Source organism: Streptomyces sp. MspMP-M5 (genome assembly GCF_000373585.1).
In the GTDB taxonomy this organism is placed as follows: Bacteria; Actinomycetota; Actinomycetes; order Streptomycetales; family Streptomycetaceae; genus Streptomyces.
Map to the genome: position 1 here is coordinate 18,880 of NZ_KB891918.1, position 20,115 is coordinate 38,994.

General features: G+C 74.0%; 14 protein-coding genes. 10 read left to right on the forward strand and 4 right to left on the reverse strand.

The window, feature by feature from the left end; genetic code table 11:
- Window positions 1-272: 272 nt before the first annotated feature.
- The 3 genes from B073_RS0129100 (at window position 273) to B073_RS0129110 (ending at window position 6,041) form a co-directional block, all read left to right on the forward strand.
- Window positions 273-2,099: a serine/threonine-protein kinase gene (locus B073_RS0129100; RefSeq protein ID WP_018541610.1), complete on the forward strand. Its 1,827-nt coding sequence runs from the start codon at window positions 273-275 to the stop codon at window positions 2,097-2,099.
- Between the two features lie 258 nt (window positions 2,100-2,357).
- Window positions 2,358-3,998: a succinic semialdehyde dehydrogenase gene (locus B073_RS0129105; RefSeq protein WP_018541611.1), complete on the forward strand. Its 1,641-nt coding sequence runs from the start codon at window positions 2,358-2,360 to the stop codon at window positions 3,996-3,998.
- A gap of 90 nt (window positions 3,999-4,088) precedes the next feature.
- On the forward strand, window positions 4,089-6,041 hold the full coding sequence (locus B073_RS0129110) for a GMC family oxidoreductase (protein ID WP_018541612.1): 1,953 nt from the start codon (window positions 4,089-4,091) through the stop codon (window positions 6,039-6,041).
- A gap of 746 nt (window positions 6,042-6,787) precedes the next feature.
- On the opposite strand, the gene B073_RS0129115 is transcribed toward B073_RS0129110, so the two are convergent.
- Window positions 6,788-7,117: a chorismate mutase gene (locus tag B073_RS0129115; RefSeq protein WP_018541613.1), complete on the reverse strand. Its 330-nt coding sequence runs from the start codon at window positions 7,115-7,117 to the stop codon at window positions 6,788-6,790.
- A 262-nt stretch (window positions 7,118-7,379) separates the two neighbouring features.
- Here B073_RS0129115 and guaA point away from each other — a divergent pair, with 262 nt between their 5' ends.
- Together guaA and B073_RS0129125 are read left to right on the forward strand one after the other, a co-directional pair.
- Window positions 7,380-8,966 (forward strand): glutamine-hydrolyzing GMP synthase, encoded by a 1,587-nt coding sequence (gene guaA, locus B073_RS0129120; RefSeq protein ID WP_018541614.1) that lies wholly within the window; start codon window positions 7,380-7,382, stop codon window positions 8,964-8,966.
- Between the two features lie 279 nt (window positions 8,967-9,245).
- Window positions 9,246-10,031, forward strand: coding sequence for a class II aldolase/adducin family protein (locus tag B073_RS0129125; RefSeq protein WP_018541615.1), 786 nt, complete (start codon window positions 9,246-9,248; stop codon window positions 10,029-10,031).
- Window positions 10,032-10,127: 96 nt separating this feature from the next.
- Here B073_RS0129125 and B073_RS0129130 read toward each other — a convergent pair whose 3' ends face one another.
- On the reverse strand, window positions 10,128-10,886 hold the full coding sequence (locus tag B073_RS0129130) for a DUF4239 domain-containing protein (protein WP_018541616.1): 759 nt from the start codon (window positions 10,884-10,886) through the stop codon (window positions 10,128-10,130).
- Window positions 10,887-11,823: 937 nt separating this feature from the next.
- Between B073_RS0129130 and B073_RS0129140 the strand changes: the two genes are divergently transcribed.
- Together B073_RS0129140 and B073_RS0129145 are read left to right on the forward strand one after the other, a co-directional pair.
- On the forward strand, window positions 11,824-13,101 hold the full coding sequence (locus B073_RS0129140) for a hypothetical protein (RefSeq protein WP_063740914.1): 1,278 nt from the start codon (window positions 11,824-11,826) through the stop codon (window positions 13,099-13,101).
- A 197-nt stretch (window positions 13,102-13,298) separates the two neighbouring features.
- Window positions 13,299-13,832, forward strand: coding sequence for a TQO small subunit DoxD (locus B073_RS0129145; protein ID WP_018541618.1), 534 nt, complete (start codon window positions 13,299-13,301; stop codon window positions 13,830-13,832).
- Between the two features lie 47 nt (window positions 13,833-13,879).
- Here the strand turns inward: B073_RS0129145 and B073_RS0129150 are convergent, their stop codons facing one another.
- Entirely contained in the window at window positions 13,880-14,104 is a 225-nt protein-coding gene (locus B073_RS0129150) for a hypothetical protein (RefSeq protein WP_018541619.1), read from the reverse strand.
- The gene (locus tag B073_RS0129155) at window positions 14,101-15,540 is read right to left on the reverse strand and encodes a PspC domain-containing protein (RefSeq protein WP_018541620.1); all 1,440 of its coding nucleotides are present in this window, start codon (window positions 15,538-15,540) and stop codon (window positions 14,101-14,103) included. The genes B073_RS0129150 and B073_RS0129155 overlap by 4 nt, the downstream gene beginning before the upstream one ends.
- A gap of 383 nt (window positions 15,541-15,923) precedes the next feature.
- On the opposite strand from B073_RS0129155, the gene B073_RS0129160 reads away from it, so the two are divergent.
- The 3 genes from B073_RS0129160 (at window position 15,924) to B073_RS0129170 (ending at window position 20,042) form a co-directional block, all read left to right on the forward strand.
- Window positions 15,924-17,789, forward strand: coding sequence for a serine/threonine-protein kinase (locus B073_RS0129160; RefSeq protein WP_018541621.1), 1,866 nt, complete (start codon window positions 15,924-15,926; stop codon window positions 17,787-17,789).
- Between the two features lie 91 nt (window positions 17,790-17,880).
- Window positions 17,881-19,212: an ATP-binding protein gene (locus B073_RS0129165; protein WP_018541622.1), complete on the forward strand. Its 1,332-nt coding sequence runs from the start codon at window positions 17,881-17,883 to the stop codon at window positions 19,210-19,212.
- 119 nt (window positions 19,213-19,331) lie between these two features.
- Window positions 19,332-20,042, forward strand: a complete 711-nt coding sequence (locus tag B073_RS0129170; RefSeq protein ID WP_018541623.1) for a LuxR C-terminal-related transcriptional regulator — start codon at window positions 19,332-19,334, stop codon at window positions 20,040-20,042.
- Window positions 20,043-20,115 lie beyond the last annotated feature (73 nt).

Here is a 20,115-nt window from a genome sequence, read left to right on the forward strand (position 1 = left end):
GGGGGAGGTTCCGCTCCGTGTGTCGCAAGTTGATCAAGATACGGATCCGGTCCGCCCCGCGCGAACGGGCCGACCCGTCATGCGCGGCGCTCGCCGTGACGGCATCCATGACGGCAGCGGGCCATATGGGAAGGGAGCTTCCGGTCATTTTCCCAACCGGTGCAGGTGGCGGTCGGGTTCCTGTCAGGGAGGCAGTAACGGCCCGTATTCAGGCGGGTGTTGGGGCGGGAGTCCCTGCCGGGCGCGCGCCGGCCGTGCGGCAAGATAGCGCCATGGGCATCTTCGGGGGAGAAGGCCGGCTGATCGGTGACCGCTATCGACTGGGCATTCGCCTGGGCCGCGGTGGCATGGGGACGGTCTGGCGGGCCACGGACGAACTGCTCGGCCGCCAGGTGGCCGTGAAGGAACTCAACCTGGACGACGTCGCGGCCGAGCCCGAGGCCCGGCTGCAGCGCGACCGGGCGATGCGGGAGGCGCGCACGGTCGCCCAGGTCAAGCACCCGAACGTGATCGTGGTGCACGACGTGGTCGAGCAGGACGGGCGGCCGTGGATCGTGATGGAGCTGGTGGAGGGCCCGTCGCTGGCCGACCGGCTCGCGGCCGCCGGGCCGCTCGGGTCGGCCGAGGCGGCCCGGATCGGCCGGGCGCTGCTGGGCGCGCTGCGCGCCGCGCACGCCCGCGACGTGCTGCACCGCGACATCAAACCGGCCAACGTGCTGCTGGAGGACGGCAGTGACCGGGTGGTGCTCACGGACTTCGGGATCGCCCAGGTGCCCGGGGTGACGACGCTGACCGACGCCGGCGGCTTCGTCGGGTCGCCGGAGTACACCGCGCCGGAGCGGATGGCCGGGCGCGGCGCCGGCCCGGAGGCCGACCTGTGGTCGCTGGGCGTGCTGCTGTGCGCCGCCCTCAGTGGCGTGACGCCGTTCCGCCGGGACTCCATGGCCGGGGTGCTGCACGCCGTGGTCTACGAGGACATCGAACTCCCCTCGGTGGACGGGCCGTTGGCGGAGGCGGTCCGTGGCCTGCTGGAGCGCGATCCGCGCCGGCGGCTGGGCATCGACGCGACGGAGCGGCTGCTGAGCGGCGTCCCGGCCCCGACGCGCGACCCCTTCGCCGAGCGCGGCGCCGGCGCCCGGCCCGGTAGGACGCGCCCACCGCACACGGACCCGTTCCGGCGGCCGCCGGGCACGCCCGGCCGCCCGACTCCCGCCCCGGTGGGGCACGCCGCACTCCCCGGCCACCCTGCCGCCGTCCCCGTCACCCCTGCACCGACCGCCGTCCCCGGCACCCCTGTACCGGCCGCCCCGCCCGTCGCCCCCGTACCGCCCGCCGTCCGCCCCCAGGCCCGCCGGAAGAGCCTCGTCCTGGTGGCGGCCGCCGCCGTCGTCGGCATCGGTGGTGCCGCGGCCGGCCTCGCCGCCTTCCTGGCCAACGGAGGCGGTGACCGCGCCACCGACGACCTGACAGCCGCGCACACCGGTACGTCGGCGCAGGCGACCGCCCACAAGGGGAGGAAGGGGCGGCAGGGCCCGCCCGGCCCCTCCGGCATCCCTGGCCCGGCGGGCTCGTCGGCTCCCCAGGGCATCGCGCCGGGTGACCCCGCCCCCGCGATCACGGTGACCGCGTCGGCCGGGCACGACGCCGCGCAGGCCCCGCCCGGCTACCGGACCGTCCGGGACCCGGCCGGCTTCACCATGGCCGTCCCCACCGGCTTCACCCGCTCCTACGAGAAGTCGCGGGTCTACTACTACTCCGAGGGCAAGCGCTTCCGGATAGGTGTGCAGCTGCAGAAGCCGGTGCCCGAGGGGCCCATCGGCGCGATGCGCACGGCGGACGCCAACGGGCCGAAGAACTACCCCGGTTACCACGACGGGACCGTCGTCGAGACCACCCACAACGGCCTCCAGGCCGGCCGCTGGGAGTTCGTCTGGGACGGCAGCGCCCAGGACGCCGGCGCCCGCTACACCTACGACCTCAGCTGGAACGAGGGCGGCCGGATGATGGACATCTGGATCTCCTCGCCGGTCGCCTCCCGCGCGGACGCCAAGCGGCAGTTCGACACCGCTGTCGACTCCTTCCAGCTGGCCGGACACTGAGCCCGGCGAGCCGGACACTGAACGACCCACCCGGCGACCCCGTCGCCCAGGCGTCCCGGCCCCGACGTCCAGGCGCGCCGATCCTGGCGTCCGAGCGCGCCGGCCCCGTCCTCCCGGCGCGCCGGGCCCGCCACCACCGGCCGTCCGCCCAGACCAGCACCCTTACGGCCAGCAGACACTGGCGCGATCGTGTGCCGCGCACGAAAACCTGTTACTGCCGGGTACACAAAGCGGTCCCGGACGAATACGCTCGCCCGCATGACGGACTCGCAGGACACCGGAACTTCCGCCTCCGCCACCGACGAGGCCCCTGCCGACGGCAACCCGGTCGCGCTCGCCGCGCCCGGCACCCGTACCGCCGCGGACGTCGTCCCCCCGGAGGTGGCCGCCCGCCTCACCCGCGCCGTGGTCGGCAGCGGGGCGACCGCCAACCACACCCCGTTCACCGGGGAGAAGCTGGCGGACCTGCCCGAGTCCACCCCCGAGGACGTCGCCACCGCCTTCGCGCGCGCCCGGGCCGCGCAGGAGCGCTGGGCGAAGGTCCCGGTCCGGCAGCGCGCCGCGGTCCTGCTCCGCTTCCACGACCTGGTCCTGCGCCGGCAGGCCGAGGTGCTCGACCTGATCCAGCTGGAGACCGGCAAGGCGCGGCTGCACGCCCACGAGGAGGTGCAGGCGGTCGCCGTCGCCGCCCGCCACTACGGCCGCAAGGCCCCCGCCTACCTCCGTCCCAAGGGCCACACCGGCGTCGTCCCGACCCTGACCAAGGTCACCGAACTCCGCCAGCCGCGCGGCGTGGTGGGACAGATCGCCCCCTGGAACTACCCCTTCGAGCTGACCGTCGGCGACGCCCTGCCGGCCTTCGTCGCCGGCAACGCCGTGGTCATGAAGCCCGACACCGAGACCGCGCTGACCGCCCTGTGGGCGCGCGAGCAGCTGATCGAGGCCGGGCTCCCGGAGGACGTCTGGCAGGTCGTGCTCGGCGACGGTCCGGTCATCGGCCCGGAGGTCGTCCGGCACGCCGACTACGTCTCGTTCACCGGCTCCACCCGCACCGGCCGCGAGGTCGCCCAGGGCGCCGCCGCCCGCCTCGTCGGCGTCTCCCTCGAACTCGGCGGAAAGAACGCCATGTTGGTGCTGCACGACGCCGACGTGGAGAAGGCCGCCGCCGGCGCCGTCCGCGGCTGCTTCTCCTCCGCGGGCCAGCTGTGCATCTCCATCGAGCGGATCTACGTCCACGAGTCGATCGCCGACGCCTTCGTCGAGCGGTTCGCCGCCCGGACGAAGGCCATGCGTCTGGGCAACGCCCTCGCCTACGGCGCCGACATGGGCTCGCTGGTCGGCGCGCGCCAGCTGGAGACCGTCACCCGGCACGTGGAGGAGGCGGTGGCCAAGGGCGCCCGGGTGCTCGCCGGCGGCCGCCCGCGCCCGGACATCGGCCCGCTCTTCTACGAGCCGACCATCCTGGAGGGCGTCGAGTCGCCGATGGCCGTCTGCGGCGAGGAAACGTTCGGCCCGGTCGTCTCGATCTACCGCTTCCGCGACGAGGACGAGGCGGTGAACCGCGCCAACGCCACGCCGTACGGCCTGAATTCCAGCGTCTGGACCAAGGACGGCCGACGCGGCCGGGCGCTCGCGGCACGGCTGCGCACCGGCACGGTCAACGTCAACGAGTCCTACGCGGCCGGCTACGGCAGCGTGCAGTCCCCGATGGGCGGCATGGGCGACTCGGGCCTGGGCCGCCGGCACGGCTCCGAGGGCATCCTCAAGTACACCGAGGCCCAGACCGTCGCCCAACAGAGGCTGATGCCCCTGGCCCCCTCCTTCGGCATGACCGACGAAAAGTACGCCGCCTTCATGACCCGCAGCCTGCGCGCCATGAAGACCCTCCGCCTGCGCTGAACGAGACACTCGCCCGCGAAGCTTCAGCCCCTCCGGCGATTGAGGAGCGGGGACCGGGGCGGAGCCCCGAAAACGGACACGGAGGTACCGGTGCCACACCCCAACTCTGCCCAACCCCACGTCCCGGAGGGGCAGACCGACGCCGGGCGCGCCGCCCAAGAGGAGCCCGACGACTACGACTACGACGTCGTCATCATCGGCTCCGGCTTCGGCGGCTCCGTCTCCGCCCTCCGCCTGACCGAGAAGGGCTACCGCGTAGGCGTCCTCGAAGCCGGCCGCCGCTTCACCCGCGACACCCTGCCCAAGAACTCCTGGGACCTCAAGAACTACCTGTGGGCCCCGGCCCTCGGCCTCTACGGCATCCAGCGCATCCACCTGCTCGGCAACGTCATGGTGCTGGCGGGCGCTGGCGTCGGCGGCGGCTCGCTCAACTACGCCAACACCCTCTACGTCCCGCCCAAGGCGTTCTTCGACGACCCCCAGTGGCGCGGGATCACCGACTGGCAGCAGGAGTTGAAGCCGTACTACGACCAGGCCCGGCGGATGCTCGGCGTCCGGCTCAACCCGACGATGACCCCGTCCGACGTCCACCTGAAGGCGGCCGCCGAGGCCATGGGCGTCGGCGACTCCTTCCACATGGCCCCGGTCGGGGTGTTCTTCGGCGACGGCGAGGACGCCGACGGCACGCCGCGGGCGAAGCCCGGCGGGGAGGTCGCCGACCCCTACTTCGGCGGTGCGGGCCCGTCCCGGCGGGCGTGCACCGAGTGCGGTGAGTGCATGACCGGCTGCCGGCACGGCGCCAAGAACACCCTCACCGAGAACTACCTCCACCTCGCCGAGCGGGCCGGCGCGGTGATCCACCCGATGACCTCGGTCGTCGCCCTCACCGAGGACTCCCGCGGCGGCTTCGCGGTCCGGACGCTGCCCACCGACGACAGGAAGAAGGGTGCGGGCAGGACGTTCACCGCCCGCCGGGTGGTCCTCGCCGCCGGCACCTACGGCACCCAGACACTGCTGCACCGCATGAAGGACAGCGGGCTGCTGCCGTACCTCTCCGACCGCCTGGGCACCCTGACCCGCACCAACTCCGAGGCGCTGGTGGGCGCGCAGACCACCAGCCGGCGCTACCGCAGGCGGCACGGCGCCGACCGGGTCGACTTCACCCGGGGCGTCGCGATCACCTCGTCCATCCACCCGGACGAGAACACCCACATCGAGCCGGTCCGCTACGGCAGGGGTTCCAACTCCATGGGCGGCCTGACGGTGCTTCAGGTCCCGTACCGCCCGACCGGCCGGGTCCTGGGCTGGGCCGGCAACATGGTCCGCCACCCGCTGCTGGCGCTCCGCTCGCTCTCCAACCGCCGCTGGTCCGAGCGCACCATCATCGGCCTGGTCATGCAGTCCCTGGACAACTCCCTGACCACGTACCGCAAACCGCGCGGCCTCGGAAAGGGCCTGCTCACCGCCCGGCAGGGCCACGGCGCCCCCAACCCCGACCAGATCCCGGCGGCCACCGAGGCGGCCACCCTGCTTGCCCAGGAGATCAACGGCTTCGCGGGCAGCAACATCGGCGAGCTGATGGGTACCCCGCTGACCGCGCACTTCCTCGGCGGCTGCCCCATCGGCGCGGACGCCGCCCACGGCGTCATCGACCCCTACCACCGCCTCTACGGCCACCCGGGCATCTCGGTCGTCGACGGTGCCGCCGTCTCCGCCAACCTCGGCGTCAACCCGTCCCTGACCATCACCGCCCAGGCCGAACGCGCCATGTCCCTGTGGCCCAACAAGGGCGAGCCGGACCCCCGTCCGGCCCCCGGACAGCCCTACGCCCACGTGACGCCCGTCGAGCCCCTCCACCCGGCCGTCCCCGCCTCCGCCTTCGCCGCCCTCAAACTCCCCCTTCTGCCTGTCCCTCCGCTCCCCCCGAGGAATCCGCACTCCACAGCGGCCACAGCGAACCCAACACGACCGGAAGACCCGACAAACTCAACAAATTCAACAAACTCAGCGAACTCAGAGACCTCGGAGAAACCCCAGGAGTAACCGCAGTCACCCCAACTACCCCACCAACAGGGGTAGTTCCCCCACCGCGACCACCCCTGGCCGAAATCGCCCGGCGATTCCCCCGGAGTGATCGCCCACCCCACCCACAGCGAAGGGCCCCGGAATCCTTCCGCGAGGGGGGAACGCGGAGGCCACGGGGCCCTTGGCTTTCGGTGCCGGCGTCAGGGCAGCGCCGGCACCGATGTGCGGCGCTGGGGGGTAGCGCCGCTGGCTCATCGGGTGTTGCAAGGTGACGCGGGGTGGTGGGCGAGGCCGCTGTCGCTCTGGTGTGGACCGGTGCCGGGCGAGGCGAGGGGCCGTACCGGAGGCGGTTCGCGGTTCGTCAACATCGTCCTGGATGCGCCTCACCTGGCGCAACCGTTTCGACGGATGCGGTCGGTCCCGGGCGTCCCCAGGACCGACCACCCCATCGGTGTGACCGGGCTGCTGTCCCCTGCTGACCGGTCACGGACCGGAACGAGGTCCCACGACGCGGACCGCTGCCAGCGGCCGGCGTCTCATCGCTCCGGCTTTCCGCCCGTGGGGCGGCGTCTACGCGTAGTCCTGCAGGCCGCGCCTGGCTGGCGTGGCACCGGGAACAACGACCCCTCTCCGGAACCGGTCACGCGCCGTACGGGTGAGAGGGCACCCGAACTCAGTTCCAGCCGGGCCCCCGCGCGGAACCGGCCCGGAACCGGCCGGGCGACCGATCGGATCCGGCCGCGGGCCCGGGTGCGGAGCCGGTCTCAGACGCGGCCCCGGGAGAGTTCCAGCAGGGTCATCGCCAGCGCGGTGCCCTGGCGGCCGAGCTGGTCGCGGTAGTGGCCGAGCACCTCCATCTCGCGGGAGAGGCTCAGGCGCGGCCCGCCGGAGGCGATCCGTTCGCGTTGGACGACCGCCGAGACGGCCATCCGTTCCTGGATCAGCCCGATGATGCGGCCGTCGAGATCGTCGATCCGGCGCCGGGCGTCCTGGATCACCTCGGCCGCCTCGGGGGTCCGTGCGCCGGAGTCCGGGGCGGGGGCGGCCGGGGTGGCGGGCGTCGTCGTCGGCGCGCTGCTGCTCGTCATGGTCATGTCCGTCTCTCCTGGGGTGAGGACCCTGGAGCCTGGGGACCGCCGACGGTCCCGGACAGAACAACCAGCGCCCCGGACCGTCATCGGCCCGGGGCGCCTGGGGAAGTCGTGTGTCAGTCGATCAAGCAGCACGACCATGGCAGCCGGACGGGCCGGTGCCATAGGTAAAGGCGAAGCTCTGCTGCTGGAACATGGCGTTCAGTATGAGCCCGTTAGAATTGAAAGTCCAACCCCTGCTCCACACCGCCGGAAGGCCGCCGAAGTGCCATCAGCGCCCCCTGCCGCCGCACCGGACGTCGTCCTCGTTGTCGACTTCGGCGCGCAGTACGCCCAGCTCATCGCCCGCCGGGTCCGCGAGGCCCGGGTATACAGCGAGATCGTCCCGTCCACCATGCCGGTGGCGGAGATGCTCGCCAAGAACCCCCGGGCGATCATCCTCTCCGGCGGTCCGTCGTCGGTCTACGCCGAAGGCGCCCCCAGCCTCGACCGTTCGCTGTTCGAGGCCGGTGTCCCGGTCTTCGGCATGTGCTACGGATTCCAGTTGATGGCCACCGCCCTCGGCGGCACGGTCGACAACAACGGTGCCCGTGAGTACGGCCGCACCGCACTGACGGTCAGCCGGCCCGGCTCCACCCTCTTCGAGGGCACCCCCGCCGAGCAGTCCGTGTGGATGTCGCACGGCGACGCCTGCTCCGCGGCCCCCGAGGGCTTCACCGTCACCGCGTCCACCGACCTGGTCCCGGTCGCCGCCTTCGAGAACGACGAGAAGCAGCTCTACGGCGTGCAGTACCACCCCGAGGTGCTGCACTCCACCCACGGCCAGCAGGTCCTGGAGCACTTCCTCTACCGCGGCGCGGGCATCGAGCCCACGTGGACGACCACCAGCGTGGTCGAGGAGCAGGTCGCCGCGATCCGCGAGCAGGTCGGCAGCAAGCGGGCGATCTGCGGGCTCTCCGGCGGGGTCGACTCCGCGGTGGCCGCGGCCCTCGTCCAGAAGGCCATCGGCGACCAGCTGACCTGCGTCTACGTCGACCACGGCCTGATGCGCAAGGGCGAGACGGAGCAGGTCGAGAAGGACTTCGTGGCGGCGACCGGCGTGCAGCTCAAGGTCGTCGACGCCAGCGAGCGGTTCCTGAACGCGCTGAAGGGCGTCTCCGAGCCCGAGCAGAAGCGGAAGATCATCGGCCGGGAGTTCATCCGGGTCTTCGAGCAGGCCCAGGCGGAGCTGGTCGCCGAGGCCGGCGCCGAGGGCGAGGAAGTGGCCTTCCTGGTCCAGGGCACGCTCTACCCGGACATCGTCGAGTCCGGCGGCGGCACCGGCACCGCGAACATCAAGTCGCACCACAACGTCGGCGGTCTCCCCGAGGACCTGGAGTTCGAGCTGGTCGAGCCGCTGCGCAAGCTGTTCAAGGACGAGGTCCGGATGGTCGGCTCCGAGCTGGGCCTGCCGGACGAGATCGTGCACCGCCAGCCGTTCCCCGGCCCGGGCCTGGGCATCCGCATCGTCGGCGAGGTCACCCAGGAGCGCCTGGACCTGCTGCGCGAGGCGGACGCCATCGCCCGCGAGGAGCTGACCGCGGCCGGTCTGGACCGCGAGATCTGGCAGTGCCCGGTGGTCCTGCTCGCCGACGTCCGCTCGGTCGGCGTCCAGGGCGACGGCCGCACCTACGGCCACCCGATCGTGCTCCGCCCGGTCTCCTCCGAGGACGCCATGACCGCGGACTGGACCCGCATGCCGTACGAGGTCCTGGCCCGCATCTCCACCCGCATCACCAACGAGGTCGCGGACGTCAACCGCGTCGTCCTCGACGTGACCAGCAAGCCGCCGGGCACCATCGAGTGGGAGTGACCTCCGCGGTCTCCCGCTGATACCTGCCGACGCCGCCGCCCACACCTGTGGGGGGCGGCGTCGCTGTTTGCGGGGGTGGCACGCGGCCCAGCTCATCGCCTCCGCGGTGGCCCGGGGCGACGGCGCGCTCGACCGCTCGGCGCTGCTCCGCGGCGTGGAACCGCTCAGCGGACACGGGCGGTGGGAGGTTCGTGACGGCGCGGGCCTGGTCTCCGGTGGGAGCGGAGGGTAGCTTCCGCCCGAGCGCCGTGAGCCGTACGCGCCAGGAGGAGAACCGCCATGCCCGAGCCGACACCGATACCCATCGAGCGGTTGCAGTTCGCGATGCCGCCGGCGCACACCGGCGTCGACGAGGAGCGGCGGTACCGCAAGGAGCGCCTGGCGGCGGCGCTGCGCCTGTTCGCCCGGCACGGGCTGGAGGAGGGCGTCTCGGGTCAAGTCGCCGTGCGGGACCCGGAGTTCGTCGACTGCTTCTGGGTCAACCCGTTCGGCGTCCCCTTCGCGCTGCTGACCGTCGGCGACCTGATCCTGGTCAACGGCGAGGGGAAGGTCGTCGACGGCCGCCACCACGTCAACCAGGCGGCGTTCACCCTCCACGCGCAGATCCACCGGGCCCGCCCGGACGTCGTCGCGGTCGCCCACAGCCACTCCACGCACGGCCGCGCACTCGCCGCCCTCGGGGAGCCCCTGGACCCGATCACCCAGGAAGCCTGCGCCTTCTACGAGGACCATGCCCTCTACGACGCCTATACGGGCGTGGTGGTCGACGAGGAGGAGGGGCGCCGGGTGGCCGCCGCGCTCGGCCCCCGCAAGGCCGTGATCCTGCGCAACCACGGGCTGCTGACGGTCGGCGACTCGGTCGACGCGGCGGCCTGGTGGTTCCTCTCGATGGAGCGTTGCTGCCAGGTGCAGCTGGCGGCGAAGGCGGCCGGCAAACCGGTGCCGATCGGCCATCAGGACGCGCTGCGCACCCGGGAGCAGCTGGGCAGCGACCTGGTCGCGTGGATCAATTACCAGCCGCTGTACCAGCAGATCGCGCACGGCGAACCCGAGACGTTCGGCTGACCGCACGCCCGCCCGTACAGCGGGACGGCGCCCCCACGGCCCAAGTGGTCGCGGGGCGCCGCCCGTTGGGTGCCAGTGCTGCCGCCCCGTTGTGCGTCACTTCGGTGGGAACAGGGCCAGGAACGGGTCCGCGGCCGCCGGCAGCCCCCGGCTGAACGGTGCGTCGAAGTCCCAGACCAGGAACAGCAGAAAGGCGATCAGCGCGCTGAACACGCCGGCCATCACCAGCTCCCGCACCGAACGCCGGATCTGGAGCGTGAACATCACCCCGATGGAGATCAGGCCCCCGATGATCAGGCCGAACCACACCACCCCCGGGAGCGTGGTGTCCGCCGCGTCGGAACGGGCCATCCGGGCGCTGTCCGCGGCCGCGACCTGGTCGACGAGCGGCTGGTAGGACTCCCGCTCGTAGTCGTCCCGCGGGTGGTAGGCCATGACGTCGGTGCGGACCTTCGCCAGCAGGTCGGCGCCCCGCTGGGTCAGCTCCCCGCGCTCGGCCATCACGGGCCACTCCTTGTGGACGACGTAGTCGACGTAGGACTCGACGTCCTTGCGGATGGTGTCCCGTACGGGCGCCGGCCAGACCTGGGCCCGCGCGCTGACCTCGTGCAGCGCCTGCGCCTCGGTCCGCACGGTGTCCTCGGCGGTGCTCCGGGCCTCCCAGACACCGGCGATGGCCAGGCCCAGCACGATCGCGTACACCACCCCCACCATCATCGTGAGGTACTCGATCACATCGGGCGTCTCGGACGGGTCGTCGTCCTCGCCGATCCGGCGCTCCTTGAGGACGGTGATGGTCAGGACGACGCCGCAGACCGCGGCCATGGCGATGGTCAGCACCAGCCATTGCGACATGGAGACCTCCTACGAGGAACCGCGCCCGGCGGAGCGGGACGCGGAGCGCGAACGGGGACGGAGCGCGGCGCAGGCCAGCACGGCGGGGGTGGTGACCAGCAGCGTCCTGGTCACCACGGAGCGCGTGTGGTGCGGCCTGGCGCGGGTCGGCGTATAGCCGGGCGGGCGCGTGGGGACCGGGGCCGCCAGGTGCTGCACGGGCGACGGCGTGGGCGCCGGTGGGGCCGGTGGCGTACGGCGGACCGGTGGGGCCGGGGGTGCGGGCCGGGGAGTGGGGGCGGCCGGGATGACGCGCGGACGGGGGCGCGGCGGCGGCGCGGGCGGCGGGGCCGGCGGCGGTGTGGGGCGGGGCGGGGGNGTGGGCGTCGGGGTGGGCGTGGGCTTGGTGCAGGGGATGTGCCAGCCGGGCGGCACGGGGAAGTCGGTGGGCAGGTGGACGGGGGGCGCGGTGCCGGCATAGGCGCAGTTGTCGCCGGCCGGCCGCGGGAGCGCTCCGGTGCGGGCGGCGGCCGACGGGGGCGTGAGCAGGGCCAGGGCGGCCGCGAGCGTCGATGCCGCGGCCAGCGCCAGCGCCGCGGCGCGGACCAGGGTGGTGAACGGGGGCCGGGCCGGGCGTGGGGCCGGGTCCGTTCTGTCGGATTCGTTTATCTCGCGCACGGCGGGAAGCTTGCGCAGCGCCCGGGCCGCGCAGCCCCTGTTCGACGGCGATTCGCCCGAACGGGGGAAGTGCGCGACCGGGCGTCCGGGTGGCGTCCGGACGCCCGTTGCGCCCGGGGCACAGTCGAGCGTCAACCTGCCGACGCCGTACGGGACTTCCCTGACCAGGACGATTACCGGCCCGCCCGGTGACCTGGGGCACAATTCCCGTTGAGAGACGAGAAGTTGAGACAAGCGGCGGCGGGGCGGTACGGACGTGTCGGTGGATTCGGCGAGCACAGTGGCCGGAAGGAGCGAGCCGAGGGGTGGCGGGGCGCCCGGTGACGGCGGCGCGTGCCGCTGCGGACGGTGTCCGCACGGGGCCCGTGAGGGGCACCGGCAGGCGCTCGCGGCGTTCGTGGCGCTCCGTGAGGAGTTCGCCGCCGGGCGCGGGGTGCCGGCCGGACTGGCGCACTCCGCCGGCGCCGCCCGGCAGTGGGTGTCGGACGAACTGACGCTGTCCGCACGGCTGCTGGCCGAGCGCGGCGCCGCCGAGGGCGCCTCCTGGCCGGCGGCCGTCCGCCGGCACACGGTGGTGGCGGTGTGGGCCGCGGTGCTGGCGCTGCTGCTGGGGCAGGCGCTGACCGCCGTCGGGTCCGGCTGGACGGCCGGCCGCACGGCCACGCTGACCGCGGCCGCCGTCTTCGCCCTCGGGGTGACGGCGGCGGCCTGGCTCCATCGCGAACAGGGCGGTGCCTTGGCCCCGTTGATCGGCGAGGACCGCCGGCTGTCCACCTCCCGCGCGATCGCCGCGGCCTGGGTGGCGGCGGTGCTCTACGCCGTGCTGACGCTCGCCGTCCATCTGGCGGTGGTGCCCGGCCCGGACGCCCGGCAGCGGCTGCTCTCCGGCCTCGGACTGCTCGCGTCGGGCGGGCTGCTGGCCATACTGGCCATCGGCTGCGCGGTGGCGGTGCTGGCCTATGGGATGACGGCCGGACGGGTCCGCTCCGGGCGGGTGCAGAAGATCCCGGCGGACCGCCCCCGGGCCGCCGACCTGCTGGCGGACGACGCGGGCCGCGGCAGCTTCACCGACGCCCAGTATGTGCTGGTGAACGCCGCGGTGCTGGCGTTCGCACTGGTCCGGCTGGCCGCCGACCCGGCCCGACTGCCCGCGCTCCCCTGGGTGCTGGTCGTCCTGGCGGCGCTCTCCGGGGTGACGTATCTGGCGGGCAAGGCCGTCACCGGGGGCCGGCCGGTGATCCTCTCCGTCGTCCGCTCACGGGAGTTGGGTGATCTCGCCGCGCCGATCCGCACCGGTGACGACATCGAGATCCGCGGCGCCGGCTTCGTCCCGCCCGGTGCGGGCACCCCGGACGGGCTGGCCCGTACGGTCGTCCGGATCGGCGGGGTGCATGTGCCCGTGCCGCTCGTGCCGGTGCCCGGAGGGTTCGCCAACCCGACGGACGGGGTGCTGACCGTGCCGGTGCCGGTCGATGTGGAGCCTGGGCCCGTGGACGTCCGGGTGATCACGGCGGCCGGGGCGGAGACGCGGGCCTACCGCATCGAGGTCCAGGACTGACGCGGCCGGACGGCGACGACCGCGCGCGGTCCGCGCGGGGCGGGCGCCGGGGGTCCCCGCGGCCGCCGCAACGGCGCGCGGCCGCCCCGCGGGTGGCGCGGGAGGGAATCCCGCGCGTCCATGCGTACGCATCTCGCCAAGCCGTGCGGGCACCGGCACAATCGTCTGCCCCCGGTGGCAACGGAGAGGCGGACGTCATGGCTCACGCACACCGCACGAATCCCGTCGATGTCGGGGAGGCCCGGGCCGGCGGACTCCGCGGCGGGCCGGGGCGGCTGGCACTGCTTCCGCTGCGGATCTTCCTGGGCGCCACCTTCCTCTACGCGGGACTCCAGAAACTGACCGACCCGGCGTTCCTGGCCGCCGACGGGAGGGGATCGCTCGGCGCGCTGCTGGGGCAGGTGCACGGCAGCGCCGCGCTGCCACAGCTGGTGGAGCTGGCGCAGCGCAGCCCGGTGGCCTTCGGCTATGCGATCGTCGGCGGCGAGCTGCTGGTCGGCATCGGGACGCTGCTGGGGCTGCTGGGGCGGCTGGCGGCCCTCGGCGGCGCGCTGATCTCGCTGACGCTGTGGCTCACCGTGAGCTGGCCCGCCACCCCCTACTACTACGGCAACGACCTCGCCTACCTGATGGCCTGGACGCCGCTGGTGCTGGCCGGTGCGCCGGCCTTCTCGCTGGACGCGGCACTGGCCAACCGCCGCCGGCGGCACGGCACCCGGCTCTACGGCTGACCGGGGCGAGCCCCGCGCGTACGGCCGCCGGGCGGGCGGGGCGGCGGTCATGACGGCTGCCGGGGCGGGGCGTCCCGCTGGTGGTGGCGACGGACGGTGGCCCACACGGCCGTGGTGATCCCGGCGAGCAGCAGACCGGCGGGGAGGGCGAAGAACAGCCAGGGGCCGGGGGCGTGCCAGCGGCCGAGGGCGTCGAGGCCGTAGCCGACACCGACGACGAGGGTGGCGATACCGGCGATGAGCCGGCCGGGCTCGAAGGGATGGCGCTTCACTGGGGGGCTCCCTGCGGAGTCGTGGCCGGGGACGGGGAGGGGGTGGACGGCGGGGCCGCCCTGGCGCGCTCGACGGCGAGCTGACCGGCGCCGACCCTGAGGTCGAGCTCCACCGCACCGCGCGGCTGCTCGCCCTGCTTGAGGCCCTCGGCGGGCAGGGTGACCAGCCGCTCGCGGTGGCCGGCGACGATCTCCACGTCGTTGGCCGCGTCGCCCGGCAACTGGATGTCGCCGACGCCCAGCCGGAGGCGGAGGGTCGCGGTGGCACCCGGCGGCAGCGTCACCACGAGCCGGCCGGCGCCGATTTCCGCGCTGCTGCGGACCGTCGTGCCGGGCTTCAGGGGGAGTCGGCCGAGATCGAGCCGGCCCTCGCCGGAGCCGACCGCGTAGTGCGGCTGGACGGCGGCGACGGTGGTCGGGGTCCAGGTGCGGTGCTGCCAGTTGGCGGTGAGGTTGGCGGGTAGTGCCGTCGCGCCGGCCAGCAGCGCGGCCGTCAGTACCGCCATGAAGACCGTGCCGCCACCGGTGCGGCCCAGCCAGGCGCTCAGCACCAGGCCCAGCCCGAAGACGACCAGCGCGGCGGCCAGGCCCGCCTGGAGGGACGGGGAGAGCGCGGCGTGCCGGGAGACGGCGAGGGCGGTGCCGGCGCCCGCCACGGCGGCCAGCAGGAACGTGCGGCCGCCGATCCCCCGGCCGGCGGCGGGAGCGGGCCGGGGCGGGGCGGCGGCGGTGCGCGGCGCGGCCGCGGGGCCGGGCCCCGGGGACCAACTGCCGCGCGGGCAGGGGCCGTCGGTGACCCCGTGGGCTTGGGCCGCGTCGTAGGTGATCTCCAGCCGGGCGTCCTCCGGGCCCCAGAGATAGCCCTGGCGCCGCAGTGGCTCGGTGCGCGGATCGCGCCACCAGGAGGGGCTGTTGGGCGCCGGGGGCGCGGTGGCCTCCGGCGGGGCGTCGGCGACCGTCTGGGCCGTGGCGGCGTCCACCGAGCCGGGACCCTCGGTCTGCGCGCGGCGGCGCCGGCGCGACCAGTAGGCGGCGCCGGCCACGGCCAGCATCACCATGATCGCGAAGGTCAGCATGCTGCCCTTGCCGAGCGTGGTGAGGAACAGCGCGCAGCCGGCCAGCGCGCACAGTAGGGCCGTCAGCGCCGAGCCGTCGACGCGGCCGGAGAGCAGCCGGCGGGCTTCGTTCTCCTCCTCGCCGTCGAGGGGGACGAGCAGCCAGGCGAAGCCGTAGAAGATCAGGCCGAGGCCGCCGATGGACAGCACGGCGAGCACGACCCGGAAGATCACCGGATCGATGTCCCACTGCCGGCCCAGGCCGCCGCACACGCCCGCGACGACCTTGTGCCGCCGGCTGCGGCGCAGCGGGGCGGGCGGCGGGGCAGGGGCCGCGGGGCCGGAGGACGCCGGCTCGGCGGCGGTGGGTGCATCGTTCATGGAGCCATGGTGACAAGCGCGGCGGCGATCGCGGTATCGGTGAAAACCCTGGCCGATCCCTGATATCCCCCGAGGCGACCCTGAGGTGTCCCTGATGCCTCCCCTGGGAGCGTGGCCGGGTCGCCGTGACGGCCGCGGGCGTCACGATCGGGCGTCAGGACCGGTGTCACGGCCCCGTGCGGGGGCTGTCGCCGCGGCGGGAGGCGGCGGCGCCGGACGGAGGCGGCGGCGGTAACATTTCCCGCGCAGGGGCCGCGCATGCCCCGCGGGCCGTGGCTCGCACAGGAAAAAGACACGTCGCGGCGGTGGCCGGAGGTCTGTTCCGGCCTGCCGAAGACTATCGTTGCGCCCTGAATACGTACGGGTTTCCGGAGGGGCGTGCGGTGGCGGAAGCGGCGTCGGTGGATGAGGGGCGACTGGTCGCCGGGCGATACCGCCTGGTCGAGCGGATAGGCCAGGGCGGGATGGGTACCGTCTGGCGGGCCCGGGACGAGCTTCTCGGGCGCCAGGTGGCGGTCAAGCGCCTGCATGTCTCACCCCAGTTGGACGCGGACGAACTCGCCACCCGCCACGCCCGCACCACCCGGGAGGCGCAGGCCGCCGCGCGGATCAACCACCCCAATGTCGTCGGCGTGCACGACGTCGTGGACGACGAGGGGTCGCCGTGCATCGTCATGGAGTACGTCCCCTCCTCGACGCTCGGCGACGCCATCAAGGAGGCGGCCGGGTCCGGCACTTACCTCACGCCCCGGGAGGCCGCCCGGATCGGCCGCGGCATGATCGCCGCGCTGCGTGCCGCGCACTCCGCCGGTGTGCTGCACCGCGACGTCAAACCGGGCAACGTCCTCCTCGGCAAGGACGGCCGGGTGGTCCTCACCGACTTCGGGATCGCCGTCGCCACCGGCACCTCCACCCTCACCAAGACCGGCGAACTGGTCGGCTCCATCGACTACCTGGCGCCCGAGCGGGTCAAGGGCTCGACGCCGGGCCCCGCTTCGGACCTGTGGGCGCTGGGCGCGACGCTCTACCAGGCGGTCGAGGGGAAGCCTCCGTTCCGCAAGAACACCGCGGTGGAGACGGCGTACGCGATCGCCGTCGACCCGCTGGAGGCGCCGCGCAACGCCGGCCAGCTCGGTGCGCTGATCGAGGCCCTGCTCGCCAAGGAGCCGGGCGACCGGCCCACCGCCGAGGTCGTCGAGCAGGCGCTGCGGGCCGCCGAGGCCGAGGCGGACACCGCGCTGATGGGCTGGCCCACGCTGGCGTTGGGCACGGTGGGCCGCGGCCGGACCGCGGCGGGCAAGCCGTCCGAGGCCCCCACGCACCCCGTGACGCACACCTCCGCCACCTCCGCCCCGGTGGCCGCCGAGAGCGGCACCGGCACCGGGACCGGGACCGGGACCGGAGAACGCAAGGACACCGGCGCGCCCGTGGGAAGCACCACCGGTACCGCCACCACCACGGGCACGGCCGCCGTCGCCGCCCCCGGCGCGCACCACCCCGCCGGGGCCGCGGATGCCGAGGCCACCGGCCCGGTGTCCCTGGCGGCCGGCAGGACCACCGGGCCGATCGCCGGCGCCCGCACGGACGTGGTGACGGCCGGCCCGCCCCCGCGCAAGCGCCGCGGCCGGGTCGTGGCCTGGGCCGTCGCCGGCGTCCTGATCGCGGGGGGCGGCGGGGGCGCCGCCTGGTATCTGAACCATCGCGACGACGGTTCCGCATCCGGCAACGACGCCGGCAAGAGCCCCCCGGTCCTGCCCAGCGCGCCCCACACCAGCGCCAGCCCGCCGCCGCCCACTCCCAAGGGCTACCGCCGGGCCACGGAGCAGAGCGTCGCGGCATCCTTCCCGGTGCCGTCCAGCTGGCGGCGGGAAGTCCAGGACGGCGGCCGGCAGATCGTCTACACCTCGGACACCGGTCTGGCACAACTCACGGTCAGCGGCCTGGACTTCTCCTCGGCCGACCAGGTCGAGCACTTCAAGAGCGTCGAATCCGACGTCAAGGCCCGGTACCCCCGCTACCAGCGGCTCCGCCTTCAGGACACCGTCTTCCAGGGCGACCCGGCCGCCATCTGGGAGTTCACCTTCCAGGGCCGGGCCCGCGAGTTCCGCGGCATCGACCTCGGCTTCGGCCGCGAGGGCGGCAAGGAATACGCCGTCTACGTCTCCGCGCCGTCCGCGGACTGGTCCAGGTACGAGGCGGTCTTCTCGAACGTGAAAGACGGGTTCCGGAAAACCACGCCGACGGGCTGAGCGGCCCGCAGAAGAACCCCGAGCCGGCTCAGGGACGGTTCAGGGTCGACCCTGATGTCCCGGGCCCGGTCGGCGTGTGACGATCTGAGGCATGACCACAGCGCCCCCCCGCGCCGAGACGATCTACGCCCCGGCGCCGGACCCCGACGACCCGCCCGTGCGCAAGCTCTACCGCAGCGCCGAGGGGCGGCTGCTCGGCGGCGTGGCACGCGGTCTCGCCGGTCACCTCGGCCTCCCGGTCTCCTGGGTGCGGATCGTCTTCGTCGCGCTCTTCATGGCCGACGGCATGGGCGCCCTGCTCTACGCCGCCTTCTGGTTCTTCGTGCCGCTGGGCGTCGGCGGCGTCGAGACCCGGCCGCCCGCACCCGGGGAGGACCGGCGGCGCCTGCTCGGCCGCAGGCCCGACAAGGGGCAGGTCCTGGCGCTGATCGCGCTCCTGTCGGGGGCGGCGATCGTGGCGTCCAAGTTCCAGCCGGGCCGGGCCAACGTCTATCTCTGGCCGGTGCTGCTGATCGGCGCCGGCGTCGCCCTGGTCTGGCGCCAGGCGGACAACTCCCGCCGCGCCCAGTGGCTGGAGCTGGGGCGCCGCAAGGGCGTGCTGCCGATGGTGCGCGGTGCGGCCGGCGTGCTCCTGGTCGGCGCCGGCGTCACCGGCATCGTCTTCCTCCAGGGCTCCGTGCAGAACCTCGGCTCGGTGCTCCAGGCCGCGCTCGCCGTCGTCGTCGGCATCGCCCTGCTCGCCGGCCCCTATCTCGTGCGGATAACCCAGGACCTCTCCGAGGAACGCCTGATGCGCATCCGCGCCCAGGAGCGCGCCGAGGTCGCCGCGCACGTCCACGACTCCGTCCTGCACACCCTCACCCTGATCCAGCGCAACGCCGACGACCCCAGGGAAGTGGCCCGCCTGGCCCGCGCCCAGGAGCGCGAGCTGCGCGCCTGGCTCTACAAACCCGAGGGCCGCGGCAAGGACGAGGACGAGGAGCCGGCGACGCTGGCCGAGGCCGTGCGGGCGGCCGCCGCCGAGGTCGAGGACCACCACGGCGTCCCCATCGAGGTCGTGGTCGTCGGCGACTGCCCCCTGGACGAGGCGCTCGGGGCCCAGATGCAGGCCGCGCGCGAGGCGATGGTCAACGCCGCCAAGTACGGTGGCGAGGGCGGCGCCGTCCAGGTTTTCGCCGAGGTGGAGGGCCGTACGGTCTTCGTCTCGGTGCGCGACCACGGCCCCGGCTTCGACCTGGACGCGGTCCCCGCCGACCGGATGGGGGTCCGGGAATCCATCATCGGCCGGATGGAGCGCAACGGCGGCACCGCCCGGCTGCGCGCCGCCCCCGACGGCGGCACCGTCGTCGAGCTGGAGATGGAGCGCACCGAGGACCGCGACCGCACCGAGCGCCGCACCGGCGGAGAGGGGGCGCCGGAATGAGCGCGGCGGCACTCCCGGCCGCCCCGGAGGGAGACGGCGCCGGCCGCGGGCCCGCGGGAACGCCGCGGCCCGGGGCAGGGAATCATGACGGGGCAGACACCGAAGGACGGACGGACGAGATGAGCAGCGACGACGCACAGCAGGGAGAGGCCGGCGGCGAGGACCAGAGCCGCACCGTACGGGTCGTGCTGGTCGACGACCACCGGATGTTCCGCACCGGCGTCCAGGCCGAGATCGGCCGGACCGAGCAGACCCGCGTCGAGGTGGTCGGCGAGGCCGCCGACGTCGACCAGGCGATCACGGTCATCACCGCCACCCGCCCCGAGGTCGTCCTCCTGGACGTGCACCTCCCCGGGGGCGGCGGCGTGGAGGTGCTGCGCCGCAGCGCCGCGATGATGGCCGACCCCGAGCGGCCGGTGCGGTTCCTGGCGCTCTCCGTCTCCGACGCGGCCGAGGACGTCATCGGGGTCATCCGCGGCGGCGCCCGCGGCTATGTCACCAAGACGATCACCGGCACCGATCTGGTCGACGCGATCTTCCGGGTGGCCGACGGCGACGCGGTCTTCTCGCCGCGGCTGGCCGGCTTCGTCCTGGACGCCTTCGCCTCGACGGACGCTCCGCCGGTGGACGAGGACATGGACCGCCTCACCCAGCGTGAGCGCGAGGTGCTCCGGCTGATCGCCCGCGGCTACGCCTACAAGGAGATCGCCAAGCAGCTGTTCATCTCCGTCAAGACGGTTGAGTCACATGTCTCGGCCGTTCTGCGCAAGCTCCAGCTCTCCAACCGCCATGAACTCACCCGCTGGGCGGCCGCTCGCCGACTGGTCTGACCTGCGGTTTCGCCGGGAAGGGGGCGCACGGGGGCGGACGATGGGGAGCCGCCCCCGCAGTGGAGGGCGCGAA